A 20,575-nucleotide genomic window follows, 5' to 3' on the forward strand; every position below is an offset into this window, starting at 1 on the left:
GGACTCCGACCAATGAGGACTAGACGAGGAATTTCCAGAAGGCGATGACGAGGAAGCCGAGGAACATCACGAAGGCGTAGTGCTGCACACGGCCGCTCTGGACGCTGCGGAAGACCTGGCTGGTCTCCTGCACCATGTACTCGACGAGGTCGACGGTGCCGTCCACCAGGTACTCGTCGATCCAGTGCGACAGCTCGGCCCAGAGGATCGTGATGCGGGCCGCGCCGTTCACCATGCCGTCCACCACCCAGGTGTCGAAGCTCCAGAGCTGGGCGGAGAAGCGCTTGATGGGCTCGATGAGGGCCGCCTCGTAGAACTCGTCTACGTAGTACTTGGCGTTCACCCAGCGGTAGAGGTTCGGGAAGCGGGCCACGAAGGCCTTGGCCCGGCCCCAGCTGGGATCCACCTTGTAGATCCACCAGGCCAGGAGCATGGCCCCCGGCGCCCACAGCAGGGTGGCCCAGGCCATGAGGCCGTACTCGATGGCGGGCGGCACGTGCTCGCCATGGTGGACGGGCGCCGCCTGGTAGAGGATCGGCTCGATCCACTTGCTGAACAGCTCGGCCGGCACGATGGGCAGGACGCGATGGAGGCTCTCGGGGTAGTTCAGGAAGCCGCCGACCACCGCCAGGCCCGCCAGCATGGCCACCGGAAGCCACATGCGCCAGGAGACCTCGTGGGGATGGTGGCCGGGGACGAAGTCGTGGTCCTCTGGGTCATCCACGTGATGGTCGTGCGCCTTGCCAAGTTCATGGACATGGTTCTCGAGGTGGCCGGGAACCTCCGGAGCATGCGCCACATGACCGTGATCGCCGTGGCCGTGGTCATCGTGGCCATGGTGGGCCTCCGACTGCACCGACAGGCCCCAGGGATCGTCCCCCGCGCCGCGGTAGTTGCCGTAGAAGGTCATGGCGATGAGGCGCGTCATGTAGAAGGCGGTGCAGAAGGCGCCGAGCATGCCCAGGATCCAGGCCACCAGGTTCAGCGTGGGGCCCGTGTAGTGGCCGTGCTGGTACCAGCCCTCGAACACCTTCCAGAGGATCTCGTCCTTGGAGAAGAAGCCCGAGAAGGGGAAGATGCCCGCGATGGCGAAGGTCGCCAGGATCATGCTCATGGCCGTGATGGGCATCAGCTTCTTGAGCCCGCCCATGTTGCGCATGTCCTGCTCGTGGTGGCAGGCCGCGATCACGGCGCCTGATCCGAGGAAGAGGCTGGCCTTGAAGAAGGCGTGGGTGAAGACGTGGAACATGCCGGCGCTGAAGGCCCCGGCACCCATGCCCATGAACATGAAGCCCAGCTGGGACACGGTGGAGTAGGCCAGCACCTTCTTGATGTCGTACTGGGCCAGGCCCATGGTGGCGGCCACGAAGGCCGTCAGGGAGCCGAAGGCCAGCACCACGGCGAGCGCCACCGGGGCGTTCACGTAGATGAAGTTCAGCCGGGTGATCATGTAGAGGCCGCTGGTGACCATGGTGGCGGCGTGGATCAGCGCGCTGACGGGCGTCGGGCCCGCCATGGCGTCCGGCAGCCACACATACAGGGGGATCTGCGCGGACTTGCCCATGGCGCCCACGAAGAGGCAGCAGCCGATGAGGTTGAACCACCAGGTGGGGCTCGCGGTGTGACCGTAGAGCGTGATAGCCGGCATGTTAGCGATGCCGCGGACCGAGCCCATCAGCGTGTCGTAGTCGAGGGTGCCGAAGACCTGGAAGATCAGGAAGAAGCCGATCATGAAGCCGAAGTCGCCGATGCGGTTCGTGACGAAGGCCTTCTTCCCGGCGACGGCGGCGAACTCCTTGTCGAAGTAGAAGCCGATCAGCAGGTAGGAGCAGAGGCCCACCCCTTCCCAGCCCAGGAACATCATCAGGATGTTGGCGCCCAGCACCAGGTTCAGCATGCTGAACACGAAGAGGTTCATGTAGGCCATGAAGCGGTAGTAGCGCCCGTCGTTGCGCTCCTCGGCCATGTAGCCGGTGCTGAAGAGGTGGATGAGGAAGCCGGCGCCCGAGACCAGCAGGGCCATGCAGCCGCTGAGCACATCGAACTTGTAGGCCCACTCGATCTTGTAGGTGGTCATCCCTCCCAGCACATGGGCGCCGCCGATGTCGAACCAGGTCCAGAGGCTCTGGTGGATGGAGCGGCCCTCGGCCGGCAGGCCGGCCAGCTGGACGAAATGCCAGATCGTGAGCAGGAAGGCCACGCCCACGCTGCCGAGGGCGAGGGTGTCCACGATGGCGGTGTTCCGCAGCTTGCGGCCGCTGAGGCCGTTGATGAGGAACCCGAAGAAGGGCAGGAAGGGGATCAGCCAGAGGTAGCTGCCGGCCTGGGAGGCGGCTGTGGCGGCGTGCGTCAGGGTCATTTCGGCACTCATGGTCGTCGTCATCCCTTCAGCAGGTTGATGTCGTCCACCTGGACGGTGTCGCGCCGCCGGTAGAGGGCCACCACCAGCGCGAGGCCCACGGCGACCTCGGCGGCCGCGAAGCCCATCACGAGCAGGGCGAAGGCCTGGCCGGAGGCGGACCCACTGTGGCGGGCGAAGGCGATGAAGTTCAGGTTGGCGGCGTTGAGCATGAGCTCCACGCACATGAGGATGATCAGGGCGTTGCGGCGGATGAGCACCCCCGCGATGCCGATGGAGAACAGCAGGAAGGAGATGACGAGGACTGCGTTCAGGCTGACCATCACACCCGCTCCGTCTTTGCCAGCACCACGGCGCCCACCAGGGCCACCAGCAGGATCACGCTGAGGATCTCGAAGGGCAGGAGATAGTCCGCGAACAGGCCACGGCTCACCGCCTGGGCGTTCTGGTGGGCCACGTCGAGCCCCTTGGCCAGCTCAGGCCGGAGCACTAGGGCCTCCGGCGAGGGAGCGCCGAAGATGGCCTTGCGGAACACCCCCAGGAACAGCGCCACGCCGCCCGCGACGGCCAGCACCGCGTAGCGGGACTGCAGCTGGAAGACCTCGCCCTCGTGCTTCTTGCTCATCTCCACGAGCATGACCACGAAGAGGAAGAGCACCACGATGCCGCCCGCGTAGACCAGGATCTGGGCCACGCCCAGGAACTCGGCCTCCAGCGCGAGGAAGCAGCCGGCGATGTTCAGCATCGCGAAGAGGAAGCCCAGCACGCTGTGGATCGCGCTCCTGGCGCCGATCATGAGCAGGGCGCCGACAAGGGCCAGGACGCCGAAAATGGCGAACATGTTCCGGCCGATCGTTTCGATGAAATGTTCCATGGGACGTCCTCTGGATAGGCGCGAAGGGATGGAGTCAGTCGTCAGCCACGCTGAACTTGCCCACGTGCGAGGGCTCGAACATGTTCTGGCCTAGGCCCTCCGTGCCGAGGGAGAAGTCCTCGCGGTTGTAGGCGGCCAGCTCGAACTGGTGGTTGAGGATGATGGCGTCGAACCCGCAGCTCTCCACGCAGAATTCGCAGAAGATGCAGCGCTCCATCTCGAAGTCGTACCGCACGGGATAGGGCATCTTGCGCCCTTCCTGCTTGCCCTTCTCGATGGTGATCACCTGGGTGGGGCAGATCTTTTCGCAGGCCAGGCAGCAGACGCACTTGATCACGCCCTGCTCGTCCTTCAGCATCGTCAGGCGCCCGCGGAAGCGCGGCTGGACCTTGGCGGGAACCTCGGGGTACTCGGAGACGATGTGGAACGGCACCTTGCGCCGGTTGGCCGTGAAGAAGACCTGGCGGAAGTGCTTGCCGGTGACGGACAGGCCCTTGGCGATGTCGGCGGGGAGAAGGGTCCTGAGGAACTTGTTCATGGTCGGCCCCTTAGACGACGAAGCAGCGGATGGCGGCCGCCAGCAGGAGGTTGACCAGCGCCAGGGGGATCAGGTACTTCCAGCCCACGGCCATGATCTGGTCGTACCGGTAGCGGGGGATGGTGCCGCGCACCCAGATGTAGGTGAAGAGCAGGAAGACGATCTTGGCCACGAAGAAGATGGCGTGAGGCGCCGCGAACCAGGACAGGAATCCGGGCAGGTAGGGGTTCAGCAGGCCCTGCAAGCCGAAGGGCAGCAGCCAGGGACCGCCCAGGAAGAAGGCGGAAGCCAGGGCCGACACGACGGTCATGTTGATGTATTCGGCCAGGTAGAAGAGGCCGAACTTCATGCCGGAGTACTCGGTGTGGAAGCCCGCCACCAGCTCGTTCTCGGCTTCGGGCATGTCGAAGGGCAGGCGGTTGGTCTCCGCGAAGCCGCAGGTGAGGTACAGCAGGAAGCCGATGACCTGGGGGATCAGGGCCCAAACCGGCATGCCGACCGCCATGCGCGTGGCCATCTCGCTGAAGTTGAGGCTGGCGGACAGGACCACCGGCGCGAGGAGGCTGAGGGTCAGGGGGACTTCATAGCTCACCATCTGGGCCGCGCTGCGCAGGCCGCCCAGGAGGGGGTACTTGGAGTTCGAGGACCAGCCGGCCAGAACGATGCCGTACACCCCAACCGTTGCCACGCCCAGGATCCAGAGCAGGCCCACGTTGATGTCGGAGATGCCCCCGGAGACCGGGAGGCCACCCAGGTAGGGGAACCAGGTGGGGAACGTGAAGAAGGTGCCAGGCACGAAGGAGATCGCGGCGAACACCACGATCGCGGCCACCATGCTGATGGACGGCGCGAGGAAGAAGACGAACTTGTCGGCCTTGGCCGGGATGACGTCTTCCTTGAGGATCAGCTTCAGGACGTCGCCCACGAGGCCGGGGATGCCGCGCCAGTAGGAAACGACGGGCACCTTGCCCATCTTCCACATTCTGCGGTTCATCCAGCCACTGAAGCCGACATGGCCGCTGGCGACGCGGGTGGAGCCCAGGCGCTGCTGGAGGTGGCCAAGCACCTTGCGCTCGGCGAACACCGTGAGGGGGACGACGACGAAGACGAAGATCACCACCATCAGGCACTGGATGAAGGTGATCACGATGGACTGGGTGAGGGTCGGGGTCGGCATGTCTTGGGATCCTCGTCGGCTAGCGGTCGATCTCGCCGAGCACGATGTCCAGGGATCCGATGGCCGCGACAACGTCGGCGATCAGTCCTCCCTCGGCCATCTTGGGCAGGGATTGGAGGTTGATGAACCCGGGAGCCCGCACGTGGAAGCGGTAGGGGTTCAGGGAACCCTTCTCACCCACGAGGTAGTACCCGATCTCGCCCTTCGGCGACTCGGTGGCGTGGTAGACCTCGTTGACCTCGGAGCGCAGGATCTTGGGCAGCTTGGCCATGACGGGGCCTTCCGGCATGCCGTCCATGCACTGCTGGATGATCCGGGCGCTCTGGCGCATCTCCGCCATGCGCACCTGGTACCGGGCGTAGGTGTCGGCCTCGGTGCGGGTGGGGATCTCGAAGTCCATCTCGGCATAGGCCGCGTAGGGGAAGGCCTTTCGGATGTCGTAGGCCACGCCGGCCGCGCGCAGCATGGGGCCAGTGACGCCCAGGGCGATGGCGTCCTCGGCGCTGAGGCGGGCCACGCCGATGGTGCGCTTCTTCCAGATGCGGTTCTCGGTGAGCAGGGCCTCGTACTCCTCGAGGCAGTCTGAGAACTTCGCCAGGAACTTCCGCACCATCTTCTCGAAGCCGGGAGGCAGGTCCTCGCGCAGGCCGCCGATGCGGAAGGCCGTGGTGGTCAGGCGGGAGCCGCAGAAGGCCTCGTTGATGTCGAGGACGTCTTCGCGCTCGCGGAAGGCGTAGAGGAACACCGTCAAGGCGCCGATGTCCATGGCGTGGGTGCCCAGCCAGATCAGGTGCGAGGCGATGCGGTTGAACTCGTTCAGCAGGGTGCGGATGTACTGGGCGCGGCGCGGCACGGTGATGCCGAGCAGCTTCTCATTGGCTTCCGCCCACCCCAGGTTGTTGGCCACGGCGGAGCAGTAGTCCATGCGATCCGTCCAGACCTGGCCCTGGAAGAAGGACTGGTTCTCGCAGATCTTCTCCACGCCGCGGTGCAGGTACCCGATCATCGGCCGGCAGTGGGTGACGGTCTCGCCATCCAACCGGAGCTTCACCCGGAGCACACCATGCGTGGACGGGTGCTGCGGGCCCAGGTTGATTTCCATTTCCTCGTTCTTGAACACCGTCCGCTCCTAGTCCGCCTTGGGTTGCTTCAGGTTGATGCCCAGCTGGCCGGCCTTCTGGAGGGCGATGCGCTCGAGCATTCCGCCGCGGTCCTCGCGGAAGGCGATGTCGCGCTGGCCCCAGCCCACGGTCGGGTAGTCCTTCCGGAGCGGATAGCCTTCCCAGTCCTCGGGGCAGAGGATGCGGGTCATGTCGGGATGGTTCTGGAAGCGGATCCCGAGCATGTCGTAGATCTCCCGCTCCATCCAGTTGGCGCTGGGGTAGAGCGAGCAGGCGCTCTCCGGCGCGAAGCCCTCGGGCACGAGGATGCGGAGCCGGAGCCGCTTGCGGCGGCTGATGCTCGTCAGGTGGTAGACCACGCTGCAGGCGTAGTCCTTGGCTGCCGGATAGTGGGTGGCGGACTGGTCGGCGAGCATCTCGTACTTCAGGGCCGCCTCGTCGCGGCAGAACGCCAGCGCCTCGTGGATGGCTTCCTTCTTCACCTGGCAGACCAGCTCGCCGGCCTGCTCGAAGATCTCCTCTACCTTGTCGCCCAGGAGCTCCTTCAGCTTCAGGAGATCGGCATCCGTCGCCTCCTGCGGAACCGGGGGCTTCATGTCGTTGTCGTCCTTGCGGGGGACGGGCCGGACCGGCGGCTTGGGGGCATCCTTCCCCTCGGCCTCGGCCTTGGCCTTGGCGGTCTCGTAGTCGGCCAGGGTCTTCTGCCACTTGGCCTCATCCGCTTCGGCGGCCGCCTTCTGCTCGGCCACGTAGGCGTGGTAGCTCGGCAGGGGCACCGTCTTCGGCATGGTGATCTGGCGGTACGGCGCCGCCTTGTAGTCGTACACGTAGGGGCCCGCGGGCACCTCCGCGGCTTCCGGAGTCTGGGGGACGTTCGGTTCCGACATCAGCCGACCTCCTCGAAGATGTCCTTGTACCGGTCGGCCAGGCTGCTGGTCATGATCTTGTCCTGCAGCTTCAGGAACCCGTAGATGAACGCCTCGGGACGGGGCGGACAGCCCGGGATGTAGACGTCCACCGGGATGACCTTGTCCACGCCCTGGATCGTGTGGTACGAGTCGAAGGGGCCGCCGGCGGTGGCGCAGGAGCCCATGGCCATCACCCACTTCGGCTCAGGCATCTGGTCGTAGAGGGTCTTGATGACCGGCGCCATCTTGTAGGTCACCGTGCCCGCGATGATCATCAGGTCGGCCTGGCGCGGGCTGGCGCGGAAGATCCCGGCGCCGAAGCGGTCGAAGTCGAAGCGGCTGGCGCCCGCGGCCATCATCTCGATGGCGCAGCAGGCCAGGCCGAAGGTCACCGGCCACACGCTGGTGGCGCGGGACCAGTTCATGACCTTCTCCACCTTGGTGGTGATCAGGATGTGCTCAAGGGCGGTGGGTTGGTTCATTCCCATGTCAGGGCTCCCTTGGACCAGATGTAGCCGTAGCCGAACAGCAGCAGGAACAGGAACAGGCCCAGCTCGATGAAGCCGAAGACGGCCAGTTCCTTCATCTGAATGGCCCACGGCATCAGAAAGACGGTTTCCACGTCGAACACCAGGAACATCACCGCCACCAAGTAGTAGCGGACCGAGAACTTCTCCCGCGCCCCGCTGGTGGTGACGATGCCGCATTCATAAGTGGAATACTTCGCGGCACTTGGCCAACTCGGGCGCAAGAGCCGTGACAGATTCAGGATGATGATCGGCAGGGCCACTGCTACCAGGATCAGCAGCAGGATGGACGCGTACCCACGCATGGAGCCTCCAGGACCAGTCATTGTGCGGCGCAGGTACGGCGCAGGTCAACGATCGAAGCCAACCGGGGCGTCCTTTGTGATCCAGGTCCGATTCCGCGCATCCGGGCGGGCACGCCTTCCAGTAGGATGATTCCATGACTTTTCCCAATCCCCCGGAGCCCGCGGATAGTGTCGAGACCGGCGATCCTGGCCTGACTGGCTTCCGACCGGCCCGGGAGCTGTACCCCACCCTGGACCTGACCCGGGAGCTGGTGGAGTTCGCCCTGTTCCAGGCCATCCCGCTCGATCTGATGCTCAAGCACCACTTCGTGCCGGTGCAGGAGCGGGAGGGCGTGCTGTGGCTAGCCATGGCCGACCCCCTGGACATTCCCACCCAGGACCTCCTGCGCCAGCAGCTCAAGCGCCCCCTGCGCTTCGCCGGCGCGCCCCTGGCGCAGATCCAGGAAGTGCTGAAGAAATCCGAGAGCGGCCAGAAGGTCATGGACGAGGCCGGCGAAGCCCTCAAGATCCAGGTGCTCCACGAGGAGGACCTGGACGAGGAGGTGCTCGACCTCGAGCGCCTGACCGACAAGGATGAGGCCCCCATCGTCCGCCTCGTCGACACCACCGTCTTCAACGCCCTCCAGCGCCGGGCCTCCGACATCCACCTCGAGACCACGGCCACGGGCTTCCAGATCAAGTACCGCATCGACGGCAGCCTGTATCCGGCCGCCGAGCCCATTGACCGGCGCTTCGCCTCGCCCATCATCAGCCGCATCAAGGTCATGTCCGAGCTGGACATCGCCGAGAAGCGCAAGCCGCAGGACGGCCGCTTCAAGCTCAAGGTCCGCGGCCGGGCCATCGACTTCCGCGTGAGCATCATGCCCACCATCCACGGCGAGGACGCGGTCATCCGCATCCTCGACAAGGAGAATCTCACGGAGGAGTTCCAGGCCCTCAGCCTCGAGATCCTGGGCTTTTCCGAGCACGAACTGAAGCGCCTGCGCCGCTTCTCCCGCGAGCCCTACGGCATGTTCCTGGTGACGGGCCCCACGGGATCGGGCAAGACCACCACCCTCTACGCCGTACTCAGCGAGATCAAGGCCCCCGAGGACAAGATCATCACCATCGAGGACCCCGTCGAATACCAGCTCGAGGGCGTCACCCAGATCCCCGTGAACGAGAAGAAGGGCCTCACCTTCGCCCTGGGCCTGCGCTCCATCCTGCGCCACGACCCCGACAAGATCCTCGTGGGCGAGATCCGCGACCCCGAGACGGCCCAGATCGCCATCCAGTCCGCCCTCACGGGCCACCTGGTCTTCACCACCGTCCACGCCAACAACGTGCTGGATGTCATCGGCCGCTTCCAGCACATGGGCGTCGAGGTCTACAACTTCGTGTCGTCCCTGAACTGCATCCTGGCCCAGCGCCTCATCCGCGTGCTCTGCCCCAAGTGCAAGCGCCCCGCCCCGCTTCCCGCCCCCCAGGAGCTGGAGGAGAACGGCGTGGACGAGGCCTGGCTTCGCAGCGCCACCCTCTTTGACCGCGTGGGCTGCGTGGACTGCCACGGCACGGGCTTCCGAGGCCGGCAGGCCATCATCGAGTTCATGGGCCTCAACGACGAGATCCGCGAGCTGCTCATCCAGCGGGCGCCGACCCGCGAAGTGAAGGCTGCGGCCCGCCGGGGCGGCATGCAGTTCCTCCGGGAGAGCGCCATCGAGAAGGTGCGGCTGGGCATCACCACCTTCGCCGAGATCAACAAGGTGACCTTCCGCGACGGGGCCTGATCACCTCCACTCAGTTCGCATTCGGCGGAGCCTTGGTGCGTTTCACCAGCTCCCGGAGTTCCGCCAGAGCCGACTCGAGCGACCTGGGGAATTCGCCCCGGGCCCTCGCCGCCTCGGCTTCCGCCAGGAAGGTGGTGGAGTACGCCAGGGCCGCCGAAACGGCCCGGGCGTATCGCGGGTCGCCATGGAGCTTCTGCACGTCCGGATCCACAAGCAGCCAGTCCAGGAAGGGTGGAAATCCCGAGTTCGCGCACTGCTCCAATAGCCAGAGGGCTTCATCCCGCAGGTCCAGGCGGACCAGGAGGGGAACGTAGAACACGGCGCGATTCACCCAATCCATGGCGCCCAGGTCCGCCCTGCGCCAGCTCTGGTGGACCTTCCGCGCCAGCCGCCTCCCGCTCTCCAGGTCCCCGTCCATCAGGAACCGCATGAGCCGGGAGACTGCCTCCCATTGGATCTCGGTGTAGGCCTTCCGGGCCTCGTCATAGCGACCGGCATGGAACAGGGAGAAATACAGGATCCAGGTATGGAACCCAGGCTGACTCTCCACCCGCGCGGCCCGCTCCGCCATCGCGACCCCTTCAGCTGTGCGCCCCCGCATCGTCAGGCACATGGCCGCCCACGAGTACCCCAGCGGGTTCAGGGGATCGAGCTCCACGCTCCTCAGACCGGCGGCCTGCTGGAATCCGGCCGTGGGGGCCACGGATCCCAGCGTGATGAAGCCCCGGACCTCGGCCGGCGCATAGTGCGTCGCCTTGATGGCGAATGCTGCCACGGCCACGGGATCGACCTTGGGCCGGTTGACCTCGATCCGGCTCCGGACGGCCCAGGCTCGGCCGCAGCGGGGATCCAGAGCCAAGGCCCGCGCTACCCACTGCTCCGCCTCCGCGGCGGCCCGCGCATCCCTCATGACGAAGTTCTGGGAGTCGAAGAGCCCGGCGATCTCCGCGGCCAGTCGCGCATTGGCGGGTTCCAACCCGTGGACGCGCTGGAACGCCATGAGTGCCAGGTCGAAGTCCCGCGGATCCTTGCTGCGCGCGTAGCGCTGCTGGAAGAACACCCCCTCCCGGAGGCCGAGCGCCACCTCCACTTCCGCTGGGCCACGTCCAATCCGACGAGGATCCTGAGGGGCACTGGACAATTTCAGGGAACCGATGAGCGAGTCCGCCGCCTGTTCGAGAAGATGATGGTAGGCCCCGCGTGGCCCCTCGAACCGACCCGCCCACTTGACCTTCAAGGTGGCCGACTCCACCAACTGGGCCGTCAGGGTGAGTCTCTCCCCCTGCGCGATCACTGAGGTCACCACCAGGTTCTTCACCCCGTAGGCCTCCGCGATCTTCCCCAGGTCCCCATGCACCTTTTCCACCTGGTAGCTGGTGGGAGGCACTTTCGTATCCAGCCCCTCCACACCTGCCAGCAGGGTCGAGAGCGTGTCGGGAATGGCGTCCGCCAGAAAGGCCGATTCGGCGGGCCCCACCACCTTGGCGGGCAACACTACCAGGTTCGGGTTCCCGGGCGGCTTCTGGGATCTCAACCTCCAGACGGGCCAGCCCAGCGCCATGACCGCCCCCGCCAGGGCGGCTCCAATCAGGGCCGGCTTGGCCCGGCGCCTCCGCCCCTGCGGAGAGCCCTTCGCGGGTGGATCTCCGCCGGAAGCGGCCTGCCGGTGCAGGGAACCCAACTGTCGCGCCAGTTCCTTCGTCGAGCCATATCGCCTCTCCGGCACTTTCTCCAGGCATCGCGCCACCACATCCGCCAGCGCACAAGGCGGCACCAGGGGAGCCGGATCCTCGCGCATGATCGCCACGAGCGTTTCAGCGGCCGAATGCCCGATGAAGGGCTGGCACCCGCTCAACATCTCGTACAGCACCACCCCAAGGCTGAATTGATCCGTACGGAAGTCCACCGGGCGGCCGCAGGCCTGTTCGGGGCTCATGTACGAGGTGGTGCCCAGCACCGCTCCCGCCGCGGTCTCCTCGGTCGAATCCGCCCTTCCCAGCGACTCCTGCTTCGCCAAGCCGAAGTCCAGGATCTTCACCACCCGGTCCCGCGTAAGGAACAGGTTCTCCGGCTTCAAGTCCCCGGTGGACGATCCCCCGTTCATGGGCCGCGGCAAGCCCTGCCGCAATCTGCTCGGCCAGATCCACCACCCGCTCCACAGGAAGGGCCCCATGGTCCATCAGGGTTCGGAGAGTCTGCCCTTCCAGAAGCTCCATTACCAGGTACGGCCTTCCGTCGCTGAGCCCCAGTTCGTAGATGGTCAGGATATTCGGGTGGTTCAGGGCGCTCGCCGCCCGCGCCTCCCGCTCGAAGCGCCGCAGGCGTTCCGGATCCTCCGCGAAGGCCCCAGGCAGCACCTTGATGGCCACTTCCCGTCGGAGCTTGGGATCCTCCGCTCGGTAAACCTCCCCCATGCCGCCCTTCCCCAGGAGGGCGAGGATCCGGTAGGGGCCGAGGTTCGTTCCAGGCGCGAGGCTCATGGAGCACGACCGTGGGATGGTGCCCGCAGACTAGCAGAATTCCGGCTAGGCAGAGCGCCCGAAGGTCAGCAGCTCCGCCGAGGTCTCCAGGCCATCCGCCAGGTCGGTCAGCACCTGACGCAAGGGGACGTCCGGGGTGACGGCGGCCAGGCGCCGCAGCTCTCCAGCGGTACCACCGGGATCCTCCACCAGCCGCCGCAGGGCGCCGAAGGCCGCCGCCCTGGTAGATCCGTCCGCGGTCTCCGGGAGCTCATGGAGGGCCTCGATGGCGTGCCCCAGGCTCAGCACCGCCAGCATCCCCTTGGGCCAGCGCCACCCCAGGTCCTTGGCCCGCCCCAGGTGGAGCGAGAGCCGAAGGATCTGCCGCGCGCCGCGGGCCCGCCAGTCGCCGATGGCGTCTCCGGGGCCGGGCTCCACCATCCGGAGCAGGTCCCGGCGGATGACACTGACGGCTTCCTCCGCCTGTTTCACGGAGCTGCGCGGCATCAGGATGTAGGCGCCGGCCACCAGGCAGGCCGCGGTGGCCAGGGCGGCCGAGCCACCGACGATGGCCAGGGGGCTGACGGCCGCCGTGGCGCCGGCCTGGCTGGCCAGCAGGAAGCACATGTTGAAGTCCACGCCCGCGATGGCCGTGCGGGGGTGGGCCCGCAGGAAGCCGCCCACCAGCAGGAAGGGCGCCAGGGTCCACCACAGCGCCGGGGGCGAGGGGAAGATCGGCTGCAGCAGGAGGCGGTAGAGCGCCGCCACGAAGGCCCCGGCCACCACGCCGGTCAGCAGCTTGGGCGCGATGCGCTGGGGCAGCGCCATGGATCCCAGCACCAGGGGGAAGATGCAAAGGCCCATCGCGGCTTGGACCACCAGGGGCGAGGCGGTCCCGTGGGCCAGGGCCGCGGCCAGGAAGGCGGCGGCTCCGGAGGCCAGGGCCGTGCGCCCGGCCTGGGGCCATTCCCGGTGCGGCGCGAGGACGGCCAGTTCCCGCTGGAAGGGGAGCGCCCTGGAGGGCCCCAGGGGCCGGGCCAGCGCGGCATTGGCCTCGAGGAGGCGGGCCAGGGCGCTGGAGAGGCGCTCGCCTCCCGCCCCCGGACCGATGGGAGAAGTCTCCTCCGGCAGCAGATCCGACGTCGAGCGCAGGCGCTCCGCTACGGAGGTCAGCCTGGAGGCCAGCCCCTCCGTCCGGCCGGCCGACGCCGCGTCCTGGGACCGGAGCGCCACCGCGGCGCTCATGACGCCCAGCGTGCCCACCACCAGAGAATCCACGTCATGCAGCCGCCGGTAGCCTTCGAAGGAACCCGCCAGGGTCAGGCGGGCGGAGGCCTCCACCTCGCTGATCTCCGCGAGGATGCGGCGCTTCTCGGCGCCCATGGCGGGGGCCCCGTGGCGCAGCACATCCGCGGCATAGGCCAAGGCGTCCGCCGACAGGTGCCGGATCTGGAGGAAGAAGGCCTGGGCCGGTGACTTGGGGGTCGCCAGTCCCGTGATGACGGTGGCCACCAGCACCCCGATGAGGGTGCACTCCACCCTCGCGGTGGCGAGCTCCAGGGAGGCTCCGGGCGCCAGCACGGAAGGGACGACGACGATGGCGGCGGTGATCCCAGCCAGCAGCGCCCCGTAGCCGTGCACGCCCCGCAGGACGTGGGTTAGACCCCCGTTGAGGGCCACCCACAGGCCCAGCAGGGCGAACTGGGCGTAAGGGTGGACAGGCACATGGAGGATCGCGAAGCCCACGGCCGCCCCCAGCAGGGTGCCCACCACGCGGAACAGGGCCCGCTCCAGAAGCACCCCGCGAGAGGCCTGGGCCACCACCCACACCGGCATGGCCGCCCAGTAGGCGTTCTGCACATGCACCAGCGTGGCGATGGTGAAGGCGACCCAGGCGGACAGGGCCAGCACCAGCCCCCGCGACACCACCGCGCGGTCGATGGCGAAGGCCTTCACAGCGCTCCCTTCACCAGCTCCCGTTCGAGGCTCTGCAGCCGCTTGAGGCGCGCGAAGAGGCCCGGCTGAGTGGCCAGAGCCTCGGGCGTGTCCAGCTGGACCGCCCGGCCCTCTTCCAGCACCAGCACCCGGGTACAGGTCTCCGCCACGAACACCCGGTGCGTGGCCAGCACCAGCGTGGATTTGCCGAGGAAGGCTCGCAGATTCTCGAGGATGCGGCTCTCGGTCTCCGCGTCCACCGCCGACAGGGCGTCATCCAGGAGGAGCAGGCGGGGGCGGCGCAGGAGGGCGCGGGCCAGGGCCGTCCGCTGGCGCTCGCCGCCGCTGAGGGCCACGCCGCGCTCACCCACCACCGTGTCCAGCCCCTGGGGCAGGCGGTGGATCAGGTCGTCCATGGCCACGACGCGGGCGATCTCCCAGATCTCCTCCTCGGTGGCCTCGGGGCGGCCCATGGCTAGGTTCATGCGCAGGGTGTCCGAGAAGAGGAAGGCTTCCTGGGGCACCCAGCCCAGGCCGGCCCAGTGGCGGCGTAGGGTGGCATCCGACAGGGGCGCCCCGTCCACCAGCAAGTGCCCCGCCTGGGGAGCGCGCAGGCCCGCCAGCATCTGCAGCAGCAGGGTCTTGCCCGAGCCGATGCCGCCCACCACGGCCAGGCTGTCGCCCGGCGCCAGGGTGAGGTCCAGGGGGCCCAGGCCGCGGCCGGTCTCGAAGCGGTGGCTCGCGCCATCCAGGACCAGCGCGGCGGGAACCTCCGGCAGCGCGATGGCCTCGGCGGGCGGCAGGGACGTCTCCGGGCTGCGCAGCAGCTGGTCCAGCCGCTCCTGCCCGGCCCTGGCCCGCTGGAACAGGTTCGCCGACCAGCCCAGGCTCATCATGGGCCAGGCCAGGGCCACCAGGAAACCCGTGAAGGCGGTGAGGTCGCCCAGATTGAGGACGCCCCGCACCACCAAGCTGCCGCCGTAGGACACCAGCACCAGGGCCGACACGCCGCTGATGAAGGCGGACAGGGGCGCGTAGGCGCTGAAGATCACGGACTGTTTCATGCTGAGGGAGGCGTGGCGGCGGCTGAGCTCGCTGAACTGGGCCACCCGGATCCGCTCCAGGCCGAAGGCCTGAACCACGCGCTCGCCGCTGATGGTCTCGTGGCTGTGGGTGGTGAGGGCCGAGAAGGCCAGCTGCAGCTTCTGCTGCACCACATGGCTCCACTTCCCGATGACGTAGTAGCCCATGGCCAGGAAGGAGAAGGGCAGCATGACCGCGACGGTGAGCTTCCAGCTCGTGCTGAACATCAGGCCCAGCGTCACCGGCAGGATCGAGAGCACCTGGAGGAAGCTCATGAGACCCGGCCCCGTGGCCATGCGGACCGTGCCCACGTCGTCGCCCAGCCGGGACATGAGGTCGCCCACCCGCTGCCGTTCGTAGAAGGCGAAGGGGCGCGACAGCAGGAACGTGTAGAGGGATTCGCGCTGCTCCCGCTCCACGTCGCGGCTGAGGCCGATGAGCGTGTTGCGCATGAGGTAGCGGCCGATCCCCGCCGCCGCCGTGAAGGCCAGCATCCACGCCAGGAAGACCCGCGAGCCGTGCCAGTCCTGGCGCTCCAGGGCATGCACCGCCCGGCCGGACCAGTAGGGCACCACGGAGGCGGCCACGCTGCACCAGACCGTGGCCGCCAGGCCCCAGTAGAGGGTTCGCCGGTGGCGATCCATCAGCGGCCACCACCAGAACAGCTTGGATTCCGAAAGATCCGCCACGAGGCCTCCGCCAATCAGAGTAGCAACAGCCATCGTCCGGTGGAGTCCCCTGGCGGTGTCCCCTGGCTAAGCCCCGGGCATCCGGGCATGCTGGAGGAAACTTCCTCGAGCCCCCAGCCATGCGGAATCGCCTTGCCGCCCTGACCTTGGTCTTCCTCTCCGCCCTCGCTCCGGCCTGGGGCCAGATGGTCGAGGAGTCCCTGCCCCGGGATCCCGGGCCCCTGGACTTCATCCGCGGCGACAGCTACGAACAGTGGATCCTCCAGTCCCTGGCCGGCGACGCGCTCGTGGGCCTCGGGTCCGAGGGACAGGTCGTACCCAGGCTGGCCGCCTCCTGGAAGATCCAGAGGGATGGGCTCATCACCTTCACCCTGCGAGACGACGCGCGATTCACCGACGGCAGCCTGGTGACGCCGGAGGACGTGCTCTGGACCTTTTCCGAGATCCGCCGCGACCCTTCCGCCAGCGCCACCAAGCGGGCGATTCTCGACGGCGCGGTGACTGGACAGCAGGACGGCCGGGTCTGGATCCGCTCGCCCAAGCCCGCCGGTCGCCTGCTGCTGGAGCTGGCCCGGGTGCCCGTGGCCCAGAAGGACCATCCCGAGCGCGGCTCCGGGCCCTTCCGCTTCCAGAAGGATCCCGCGGCCTGGACCTTCTACCGCCGGGAGCACTTCCTGAAGCCGCGCATCGACGGTATCCGGTTCCGCCTGCTGCCCGACCCGACCGCGGTGCTCCAGGCCCTCCAGAAAGGCTGGCTCACCATCGGCGCCCCGCCACCCCGGCCCCTGCCGCCGCCCACCTCCCATCGCGTGGTGGTCCAGCCCATGAACGCCCAGCTGGTGGTCTGGAGCCATGCCGGCACGGGGCCCCTGCAGCTCCTGGAGCGCTGGCGCCACGACGCCTTCCCACCCGGCCTGCTGGGGCAGAACGCCCGGCCCAGCCGCGGCCTGTGGCCCGAGAGCCTGGGCTTCGACCCCCAGGCCATCGACAGTCCGGCCGATCCGCCCAAGCCCCCGGGCCGGCTGAAGCTGCTCTATGCCGCAGGCGAGGCGTCCACCGAGAACCTGCTGCTGGCGCTGCGGGACCGGGCCCGGAAGGACGGCTTCGACCTCCAGCTGATGCCCCTGGAGCAGGCCATCCTGGTGGACCGGCTCCGCAAGGGCGAGTTCGAGCTGGCCTGTTCCGTGGTGGTCTTCGAGCCGCATCCGTGGGCCGTCCTGGAATACCTCGAACCCAAGGGCCCCATGAACGTCACCGGCTGGTCCGACCCCCAGGTGGCCTCGCTGGCCGCCGGGCTCCGGCAGGCGGGCGACCTAGGCTGGCGCGAGCTCCAGGGCGTCTGGGCCAAGCATCCGGCAGCGCTGCCCATCCTCGACTTCCAGAGCGTGGTCTGGGTGGACAAGCGCCTCTCTGTGACGCCCAGCCCCCTGGGCCTGTACCTGGCCACGCCGGGGGCCGCGGGTTGGCGCTGGAACCGGTGAGGCGAGCTAGCCTGCAGGGCGTGGCCGTCTGGGGCCTCGCCCTGGCCCTGGCCTGGAGCCTGCCCGGCGCCCTCTGGCGACCGGCTCCGCCCCCGCCCTTCCCGGTCCACGCCCTGCTTCCGGCGGCCCTCGCCCTGGGCGCCCTGGCCATCGCGGCGCCGCTGCTGGCCTGGCTCGGCGGGCCCACCCTGGCGGCCCGGAACTCCCTGGCCCTGCTGGAAGCCCCGCCCGACCTGCTCTGGGCCGGCACCTTGCTCGCCCTCTGGCCCGCGGCCTGGGGCCCGCCGGGCCAGGGAGGCTGGCTCGCGGCCTTCCTCCTGGCCGCCCTCCCCGGCGAGGTCCGGTGGCTGGCGACCGCGCTTCCCGGCGAGGTGCCCTTCCCCGCCGCCTGGGGCTGGGCGGTGACGCTCCGGGCGCGGAGGCTGGCCCTCGCGCGCCTCACGGGCCGCTGGATCGCCGCTCGGCTGCCCATCTGGCTCACGGCCTCGCTGGTCCTGGAACGGATGCTGGGCGTGCCGGGCTTCGGCATGGATTGGATGGACCGCGTGGCCGGGCGGGATCGCGCCGGACTTTCCGCCTGGGTGGTGGCGCTGGCCCTGCTCTGGCTGCTGTCCAGGCGGATGGATCCGGAGGCCGCGCCGTGAAATGGCACCTCGCCTTCCTTCTGGCATTGGCCCTGCCGGACCTGCCCCTCGACCCGTTCCACGGGGGTCTCCCCGCCTCGCCCGGCCATCCGCTGGGGCTGGACGACCTGGGGCGGGATGCCCTGCTGCGCCTGCTGCTGGCGGGTTCCCGCAGCGTGGGATTCGCCAGCGCCTGCGCCCTGCTGGGGCTGGGGACCGCGCTGCTGCTCGCCTGGCACGGCCGACGCTGGTCCGGCGCCCTGTCCGCCCTGCGCAGCCTGCCGCCGGTGCTCTTCCTGCTCCCCCTGGCCGCGGCCGTCGGAGGCCTCGGCGTCGCGACCCTCTTCCTGCTGCTGGGCCTGCTGCTGGCCCCCCACCTGGAGCCTCCCCTGCGCATCAAGCTCGACGCCTTCCGGCAATCGCCGGCCTGGGCGGCGGAGCGGACCCTGGGCGCCACACCGGCCTCCACCTTCCGCCGCTGGTCCCCCTGGGCCCTGGATCAGGCTGCGGGCCTGTTCCCCAGCGCCTGGCTCGGGGCCCTGTGGGGCGAGGCCACCCTGTCCACCCTCGGCCTGGGTCCCGGTCCCGACCACGACAGCCTGGGGCGCCTGCTGCTGGAACAGCTCCCCCGCCTCGCCACGGATCCCACTCCCCTCGGATGGGCCGCGCTGGCTCTGGTGCTGGGCCTGGCCTGGGCGTCCGTGCCCAGGCGGACGAGCCTCTGAGGCTGTCTCCCTTCTCAGTCCAGCTTGGCCTGCATGATGTCCAGGATCTCGCCGTCGGCGCAGGCCATGCCCTGCTGGGCGAGGCGGCCCAGGTGGGCCAGGGAGGCCTCGCCGGTGGCGCCCACGATGCCATCCGTCCCGGGAATGCCGAAGCCCGCCAGGGCCAGCTCCGCCGAACGGAACGCCGCCTCCACGCCCGTCATGGCCTTCATGGCGCAGCCGATCTTGGCCCCGTCGCAGATGAGCCCCGCCAGGTTGCCCACCATGTTGTGGATGGCCAGCTCCATCTGCGGAATCCCGCCGCCGCCCAGGTGCACCAGGCCCACGGCGATGCCGATGCCGGCCGCGTTGGAGGCCCCGCACACCGCGGAGAGCGTGCCCAGGCGATGCGTGGTGGCCGTGGTCAGCAGACAGGCCAGGGCCAGGGCTTCCTCGATGCGGGCCTCCTCGTAATTTTTGCGCCGGGCCCACAGCCCCAGCGCCACGGACACGGTGATGCCCTTGTTGCCGGACCCCGCCAGGGACATGACCGTGAGCGGCTCGCCGGACATGCGCCCCAGCACGCCGGAGCTCACCAGCCGCGGGATGCGGAGCCAGGGCTCGCCCTCCGGCCCGGGCACGAAGCCCGCCGGCAGGTGCCCGACGCTATGTTCGGCCATGGCCAGGTTCAGCGCCAGGCCCTCCCGCAGGCGCGCCCGGTCCACCTCGGTGATCGTTCCGGCGAGGGACACCAGCTCCACCAGAGACATGCCGCCGACCTGCTCGCGGACGCGGTCCCCCGCGTCCGAGCCCGCCTGGGCCGCGGCCAGGGGCGCCGCCACGCCATCCGTTTCCAGCCGCGCGAGGCGGGTGTGCTCCTGCTCCAGTACCGCTCGGCCCACGCCCCCTTCGCAGGCCACGGTGCAGTCGATGTAGAGGTCGGGCCGGGAGGCATCCACCTCCACGTGGAGGGCGCCGCGGTCCAGCAGCCGTCCGGCCTGCTCGAGCGCTTCGGGTGTGACGGTCTCAAAAATTTGCAGCGCCGGCGCGGGGTCCGGAAGCACGGCCCCCAGGGCAAGCGCCCAGAGCACCCCGGTGCGCCCACCGCTGTTGGGAATGCCCACGGCGTGGCAGTTCTTGTAGGTGCGCACATCGAGCACCAGCCGGGCCATGCGCGGCTCGCCGCGCCCCTGGCGGGCCGCCAGGCAGGCGGCGTAGGCCACCGCCGCGGGTTCCGTGCAGCCCAGGGCCGGCTTCCATTCGGCGGACAGGTACTCGGTCAGATCCATGGACAACCTCGCGGCCCCCATTCTGGCCGCAAGACCGCATGTCCCCGGTCACAGGCGGAGGAGGAACGGGTTCCGTGAGAAATGCTATTTCGCCACCGATTTCGCCGATTGCAGTGATTGCGCCTCGGATGCCTCCCATGGAACCCCTGCTGCGATGGAACAGGAATCCGCTTTTCATCAACGAAATCGGCGAAATCGGTGGCTAAAAAATTCTTTCAGGCGGCTTCCCCCACGCCGGGGACCCGACTCGTATTAGGCTACGGCCCATGACTTCGCTGATCGGACATCCCCTCCCCGCCTTCTCCCTCCAGGACGACCAGGGTGCCACGGTCACGGCCGCGGACCTCAAAGGCCGCTGGACCGTGCTCTACGCCTATCCCAAGGACAGCACCCCCGGCTGCACCACGGAGGCCTGCGATTTCCGCGACAGCTGGACCCGCGTGCAAGCCCTGGGCGCCCAGGTCTACGGCCTCAGCCGCGACAGCCTCAAGAGCCACCAGAACTTCATCACCAAGCAAAGCCTCCCCTTCCGCCTGCTCTCCGATCCCGAGTGCGCCCTCCTCAAGCCCCTCGGCGCCTTCGGCAAGAAGATGATGTACGGCAAGGAAGTGGAGGGCATCATCCGCAGCACCTTCCTCATCGACTCCAAGGGCGTCGTCCGTCACGCCTGGCCCAAGGTGAGCGTGAAGGGTCACGTGCAGGAGGTGATGGAAACGCTCGAGAAGCTGAAGGGCTGA

At 68.4% G+C, this 20,575-nt stretch carries 18 protein-coding genes and 1 pseudogene; 5 read left to right on the forward strand and 14 right to left on the reverse strand.

What is annotated here, in order from left to right:
• Nucleotides 1-19: 19 nt before the first annotated feature.
• From nuoL to MLE64_RS12845, 9 genes are read right to left on the reverse strand one after another with little or no spacing between them, the layout of a single operon-like run.
• Nucleotides 20-2,383, reverse strand: coding sequence for an NADH-quinone oxidoreductase subunit L (gene nuoL / locus MLE64_RS12805; RefSeq protein ID WP_243318184.1), 2,364 nt, complete (start codon nucleotides 2,381-2,383; stop codon nucleotides 20-22).
• On the reverse strand, nucleotides 2,380-2,682 hold the full coding sequence (gene nuoK / locus MLE64_RS12810; RefSeq protein WP_243294227.1) for an NADH-quinone oxidoreductase subunit NuoK: 303 nt from the start codon (nucleotides 2,680-2,682) through the stop codon (nucleotides 2,380-2,382). Before nuoK ends, nuoL begins: the two co-directional genes overlap by 4 nt.
• On the reverse strand, nucleotides 2,682-3,233 hold the full coding sequence (locus MLE64_RS12815) for an NADH-quinone oxidoreductase subunit J family protein (RefSeq protein WP_243318187.1): 552 nt from the start codon (nucleotides 3,231-3,233) through the stop codon (nucleotides 2,682-2,684). Before MLE64_RS12815 ends, nuoK begins: the two co-directional genes overlap by 1 nt.
• 34 nt (nucleotides 3,234-3,267) lie before the next feature.
• Complete coding sequence (locus tag MLE64_RS12820) at nucleotides 3,268-3,771, reverse strand: NuoI/complex I 23 kDa subunit family protein (RefSeq protein ID WP_243286485.1); 504 nt, start codon at nucleotides 3,769-3,771, stop codon at nucleotides 3,268-3,270.
• A 10-nt stretch (nucleotides 3,772-3,781) separates the two neighbouring features.
• Nucleotides 3,782-4,948 carry a complex I subunit 1/NuoH family protein gene (locus MLE64_RS12825; RefSeq protein WP_243318188.1) on the reverse strand — a complete coding sequence of 389 codons (1,167 nt, stop codon included), beginning with the start codon at nucleotides 4,946-4,948 and terminating at the stop codon, nucleotides 3,782-3,784.
• Nucleotides 4,949-4,967: 19 nt separating this feature from the next.
• Nucleotides 4,968-6,068 carry an NADH-quinone oxidoreductase subunit D gene (locus tag MLE64_RS12830; protein ID WP_243286487.1) on the reverse strand — a complete coding sequence of 367 codons (1,101 nt, stop codon included), beginning with the start codon at nucleotides 6,066-6,068 and terminating at the stop codon, nucleotides 4,968-4,970.
• A gap of 9 nt (nucleotides 6,069-6,077) precedes the next feature.
• Entirely contained in the window at nucleotides 6,078-6,956 is an 879-nt protein-coding gene (locus MLE64_RS12835) for an NADH-quinone oxidoreductase subunit C (protein WP_243318190.1), read from the reverse strand.
• On the reverse strand, nucleotides 6,956-7,465 hold the full coding sequence (locus MLE64_RS12840; RefSeq protein WP_275975692.1) for an NADH-quinone oxidoreductase subunit B: 510 nt from the start codon (nucleotides 7,463-7,465) through the stop codon (nucleotides 6,956-6,958). Before MLE64_RS12840 ends, MLE64_RS12835 begins: the two co-directional genes overlap by 1 nt.
• Nucleotides 7,456-7,842: an NADH-quinone oxidoreductase subunit A gene (locus MLE64_RS12845; RefSeq protein ID WP_476729709.1), complete on the reverse strand. Its 387-nt coding sequence runs from the start codon at nucleotides 7,840-7,842 to the stop codon at nucleotides 7,456-7,458. Before MLE64_RS12845 ends, MLE64_RS12840 begins: the two co-directional genes overlap by 10 nt.
• 101 nt (nucleotides 7,843-7,943) lie before the next feature.
• Between MLE64_RS12845 and MLE64_RS12850 the strand changes: the two genes are divergently transcribed.
• Complete coding sequence (locus tag MLE64_RS12850) at nucleotides 7,944-9,575, forward strand: GspE/PulE family protein (RefSeq protein WP_243294232.1); 1,632 nt, start codon at nucleotides 7,944-7,946, stop codon at nucleotides 9,573-9,575.
• Between the two features lie 10 nt (nucleotides 9,576-9,585).
• On the opposite strand, the gene MLE64_RS12855 is transcribed toward MLE64_RS12850, so the two are convergent.
• The 4 genes and pseudogenes from MLE64_RS12855 to MLE64_RS12865 form a co-directional block, all read right to left on the reverse strand.
• A complete protein-coding gene (locus tag MLE64_RS12855) occupies nucleotides 9,586-11,748 on the reverse strand; it encodes a serine/threonine-protein kinase (RefSeq protein WP_243318192.1) in 2,163 nt (720 codons plus the stop codon).
• Nucleotides 11,705-12,055, reverse strand: a pseudogene (locus MLE64_RS16040) (serine/threonine-protein kinase); the annotation flags it as partial. The gene MLE64_RS12855 and the pseudogene MLE64_RS16040, both read right to left, overlap by 44 nt.
• Before the next feature lie 45 nt (nucleotides 12,056-12,100).
• Nucleotides 12,101-13,990: an FUSC family protein gene (locus MLE64_RS12860; protein WP_243318194.1), complete on the reverse strand. Its 1,890-nt coding sequence runs from the start codon at nucleotides 13,988-13,990 to the stop codon at nucleotides 12,101-12,103.
• On the reverse strand, nucleotides 13,987-15,741 hold the full coding sequence (locus MLE64_RS12865; protein ID WP_243318197.1) for an ABC transporter ATP-binding protein: 1,755 nt from the start codon (nucleotides 15,739-15,741) through the stop codon (nucleotides 13,987-13,989). Before MLE64_RS12865 ends, MLE64_RS12860 begins: the two co-directional genes overlap by 4 nt.
• A 119-nt stretch (nucleotides 15,742-15,860) precedes the next feature.
• Between MLE64_RS12865 and MLE64_RS12870 the strand changes: the two genes are divergently transcribed.
• Genes MLE64_RS12870 through MLE64_RS12880 form a run of 3 tightly spaced genes read left to right on the forward strand, consistent with a single transcriptional unit; the run spans nucleotide 15,861 to nucleotide 18,570 of the window.
• Complete coding sequence (locus MLE64_RS12870; RefSeq protein ID WP_243318199.1) at nucleotides 15,861-17,222, forward strand: ABC transporter substrate-binding protein; 1,362 nt, start codon at nucleotides 15,861-15,863, stop codon at nucleotides 17,220-17,222.
• Entirely contained in the window at nucleotides 17,204-17,866 is a 663-nt protein-coding gene (locus tag MLE64_RS12875) for a hypothetical protein (RefSeq protein WP_243318201.1), read from the forward strand. Before MLE64_RS12870 ends, MLE64_RS12875 begins: the two co-directional genes overlap by 19 nt.
• Entirely contained in the window at nucleotides 17,863-18,570 is a 708-nt protein-coding gene (locus tag MLE64_RS12880) for a hypothetical protein (RefSeq protein WP_243318202.1), read from the forward strand. Before MLE64_RS12875 ends, MLE64_RS12880 begins: the two co-directional genes overlap by 4 nt.
• Before the next feature lie 14 nt (nucleotides 18,571-18,584).
• Here MLE64_RS12880 and MLE64_RS12885 read toward each other — a convergent pair whose 3' ends face one another.
• Nucleotides 18,585-19,838 (reverse strand): L-serine ammonia-lyase, iron-sulfur-dependent, subunit alpha, encoded by a 1,254-nt coding sequence (locus MLE64_RS12885; RefSeq protein ID WP_243318204.1) that lies wholly within the window; start codon nucleotides 19,836-19,838, stop codon nucleotides 18,585-18,587.
• Nucleotides 19,839-20,104: 266 nt separating this feature from the next.
• Here MLE64_RS12885 and MLE64_RS12890 point away from each other — a divergent pair, with 266 nt between their 5' ends.
• Nucleotides 20,105-20,575 (forward strand): peroxiredoxin, encoded by a 471-nt coding sequence (locus tag MLE64_RS12890; protein ID WP_243318206.1) that lies wholly within the window; start codon nucleotides 20,105-20,107, stop codon nucleotides 20,573-20,575.

Source organism: Geothrix paludis (genome assembly GCF_022808815.1).
In the GTDB taxonomy this organism is placed as follows: Bacteria; Acidobacteriota; Holophagae; order Holophagales; family Holophagaceae; genus Geothrix; species Geothrix paludis.

Excerpts from the sequence above, each read along its gene's own strand:
- nuoL (WP_243318184.1), bottom strand. The coding sequence starts at position 2,383 with ATGACGACGACCATGAGTGCCGAAATGACCCTGACGCACGCCGCCACA.
- nuoK (WP_243294227.1), bottom strand. The coding sequence starts at position 2,682 with ATGGTCAGCCTGAACGCAGTCCTCGTCATCTCCTTCCTGCTGTTCTCC.
- MLE64_RS12815 (WP_243318187.1), bottom strand. The coding sequence starts at position 3,233 with ATGGAACATTTCATCGAAACGATCGGCCGGAACATGTTCGCCATTTTC.
- MLE64_RS12820 (WP_243286485.1), bottom strand. The coding sequence starts at position 3,771 with ATGAACAAGTTCCTCAGGACCCTTCTCCCCGCCGACATCGCCAAGGGC.
- MLE64_RS12825 (WP_243318188.1), bottom strand. The coding sequence starts at position 4,948 with ATGCCGACCCCGACCCTCACCCAGTCCATCGTGATCACCTTCATCCAG.
- MLE64_RS12835 (WP_243318190.1), bottom strand. The coding sequence starts at position 6,956 with ATGTCGGAACCGAACGTCCCCCAGACTCCGGAAGCCGCGGAGGTGCCC.
- MLE64_RS12840 (WP_275975692.1), bottom strand. The coding sequence starts at position 7,465 with ATGGGAATGAACCAACCCACCGCCCTTGAGCACATCCTGATCACCACC.
- MLE64_RS12850 (WP_243294232.1), top strand. The coding sequence starts at position 7,944 with ATGACTTTTCCCAATCCCCCGGAGCCCGCGGATAGTGTCGAGACCGGC.
- MLE64_RS12855 (WP_243318192.1), bottom strand. The coding sequence starts at position 11,748 with ATGGGGCCCTTCCTGTGGAGCGGGTGGTGGATCTGGCCGAGCAGATTG.
- MLE64_RS12870 (WP_243318199.1), top strand. The coding sequence starts at position 15,861 with ATGCGGAATCGCCTTGCCGCCCTGACCTTGGTCTTCCTCTCCGCCCTC.
- MLE64_RS12885 (WP_243318204.1), bottom strand. The coding sequence starts at position 19,838 with ATGGATCTGACCGAGTACCTGTCCGCCGAATGGAAGCCGGCCCTGGGC.
- MLE64_RS12890 (WP_243318206.1), top strand. The coding sequence starts at position 20,105 with ATGACTTCGCTGATCGGACATCCCCTCCCCGCCTTCTCCCTCCAGGAC.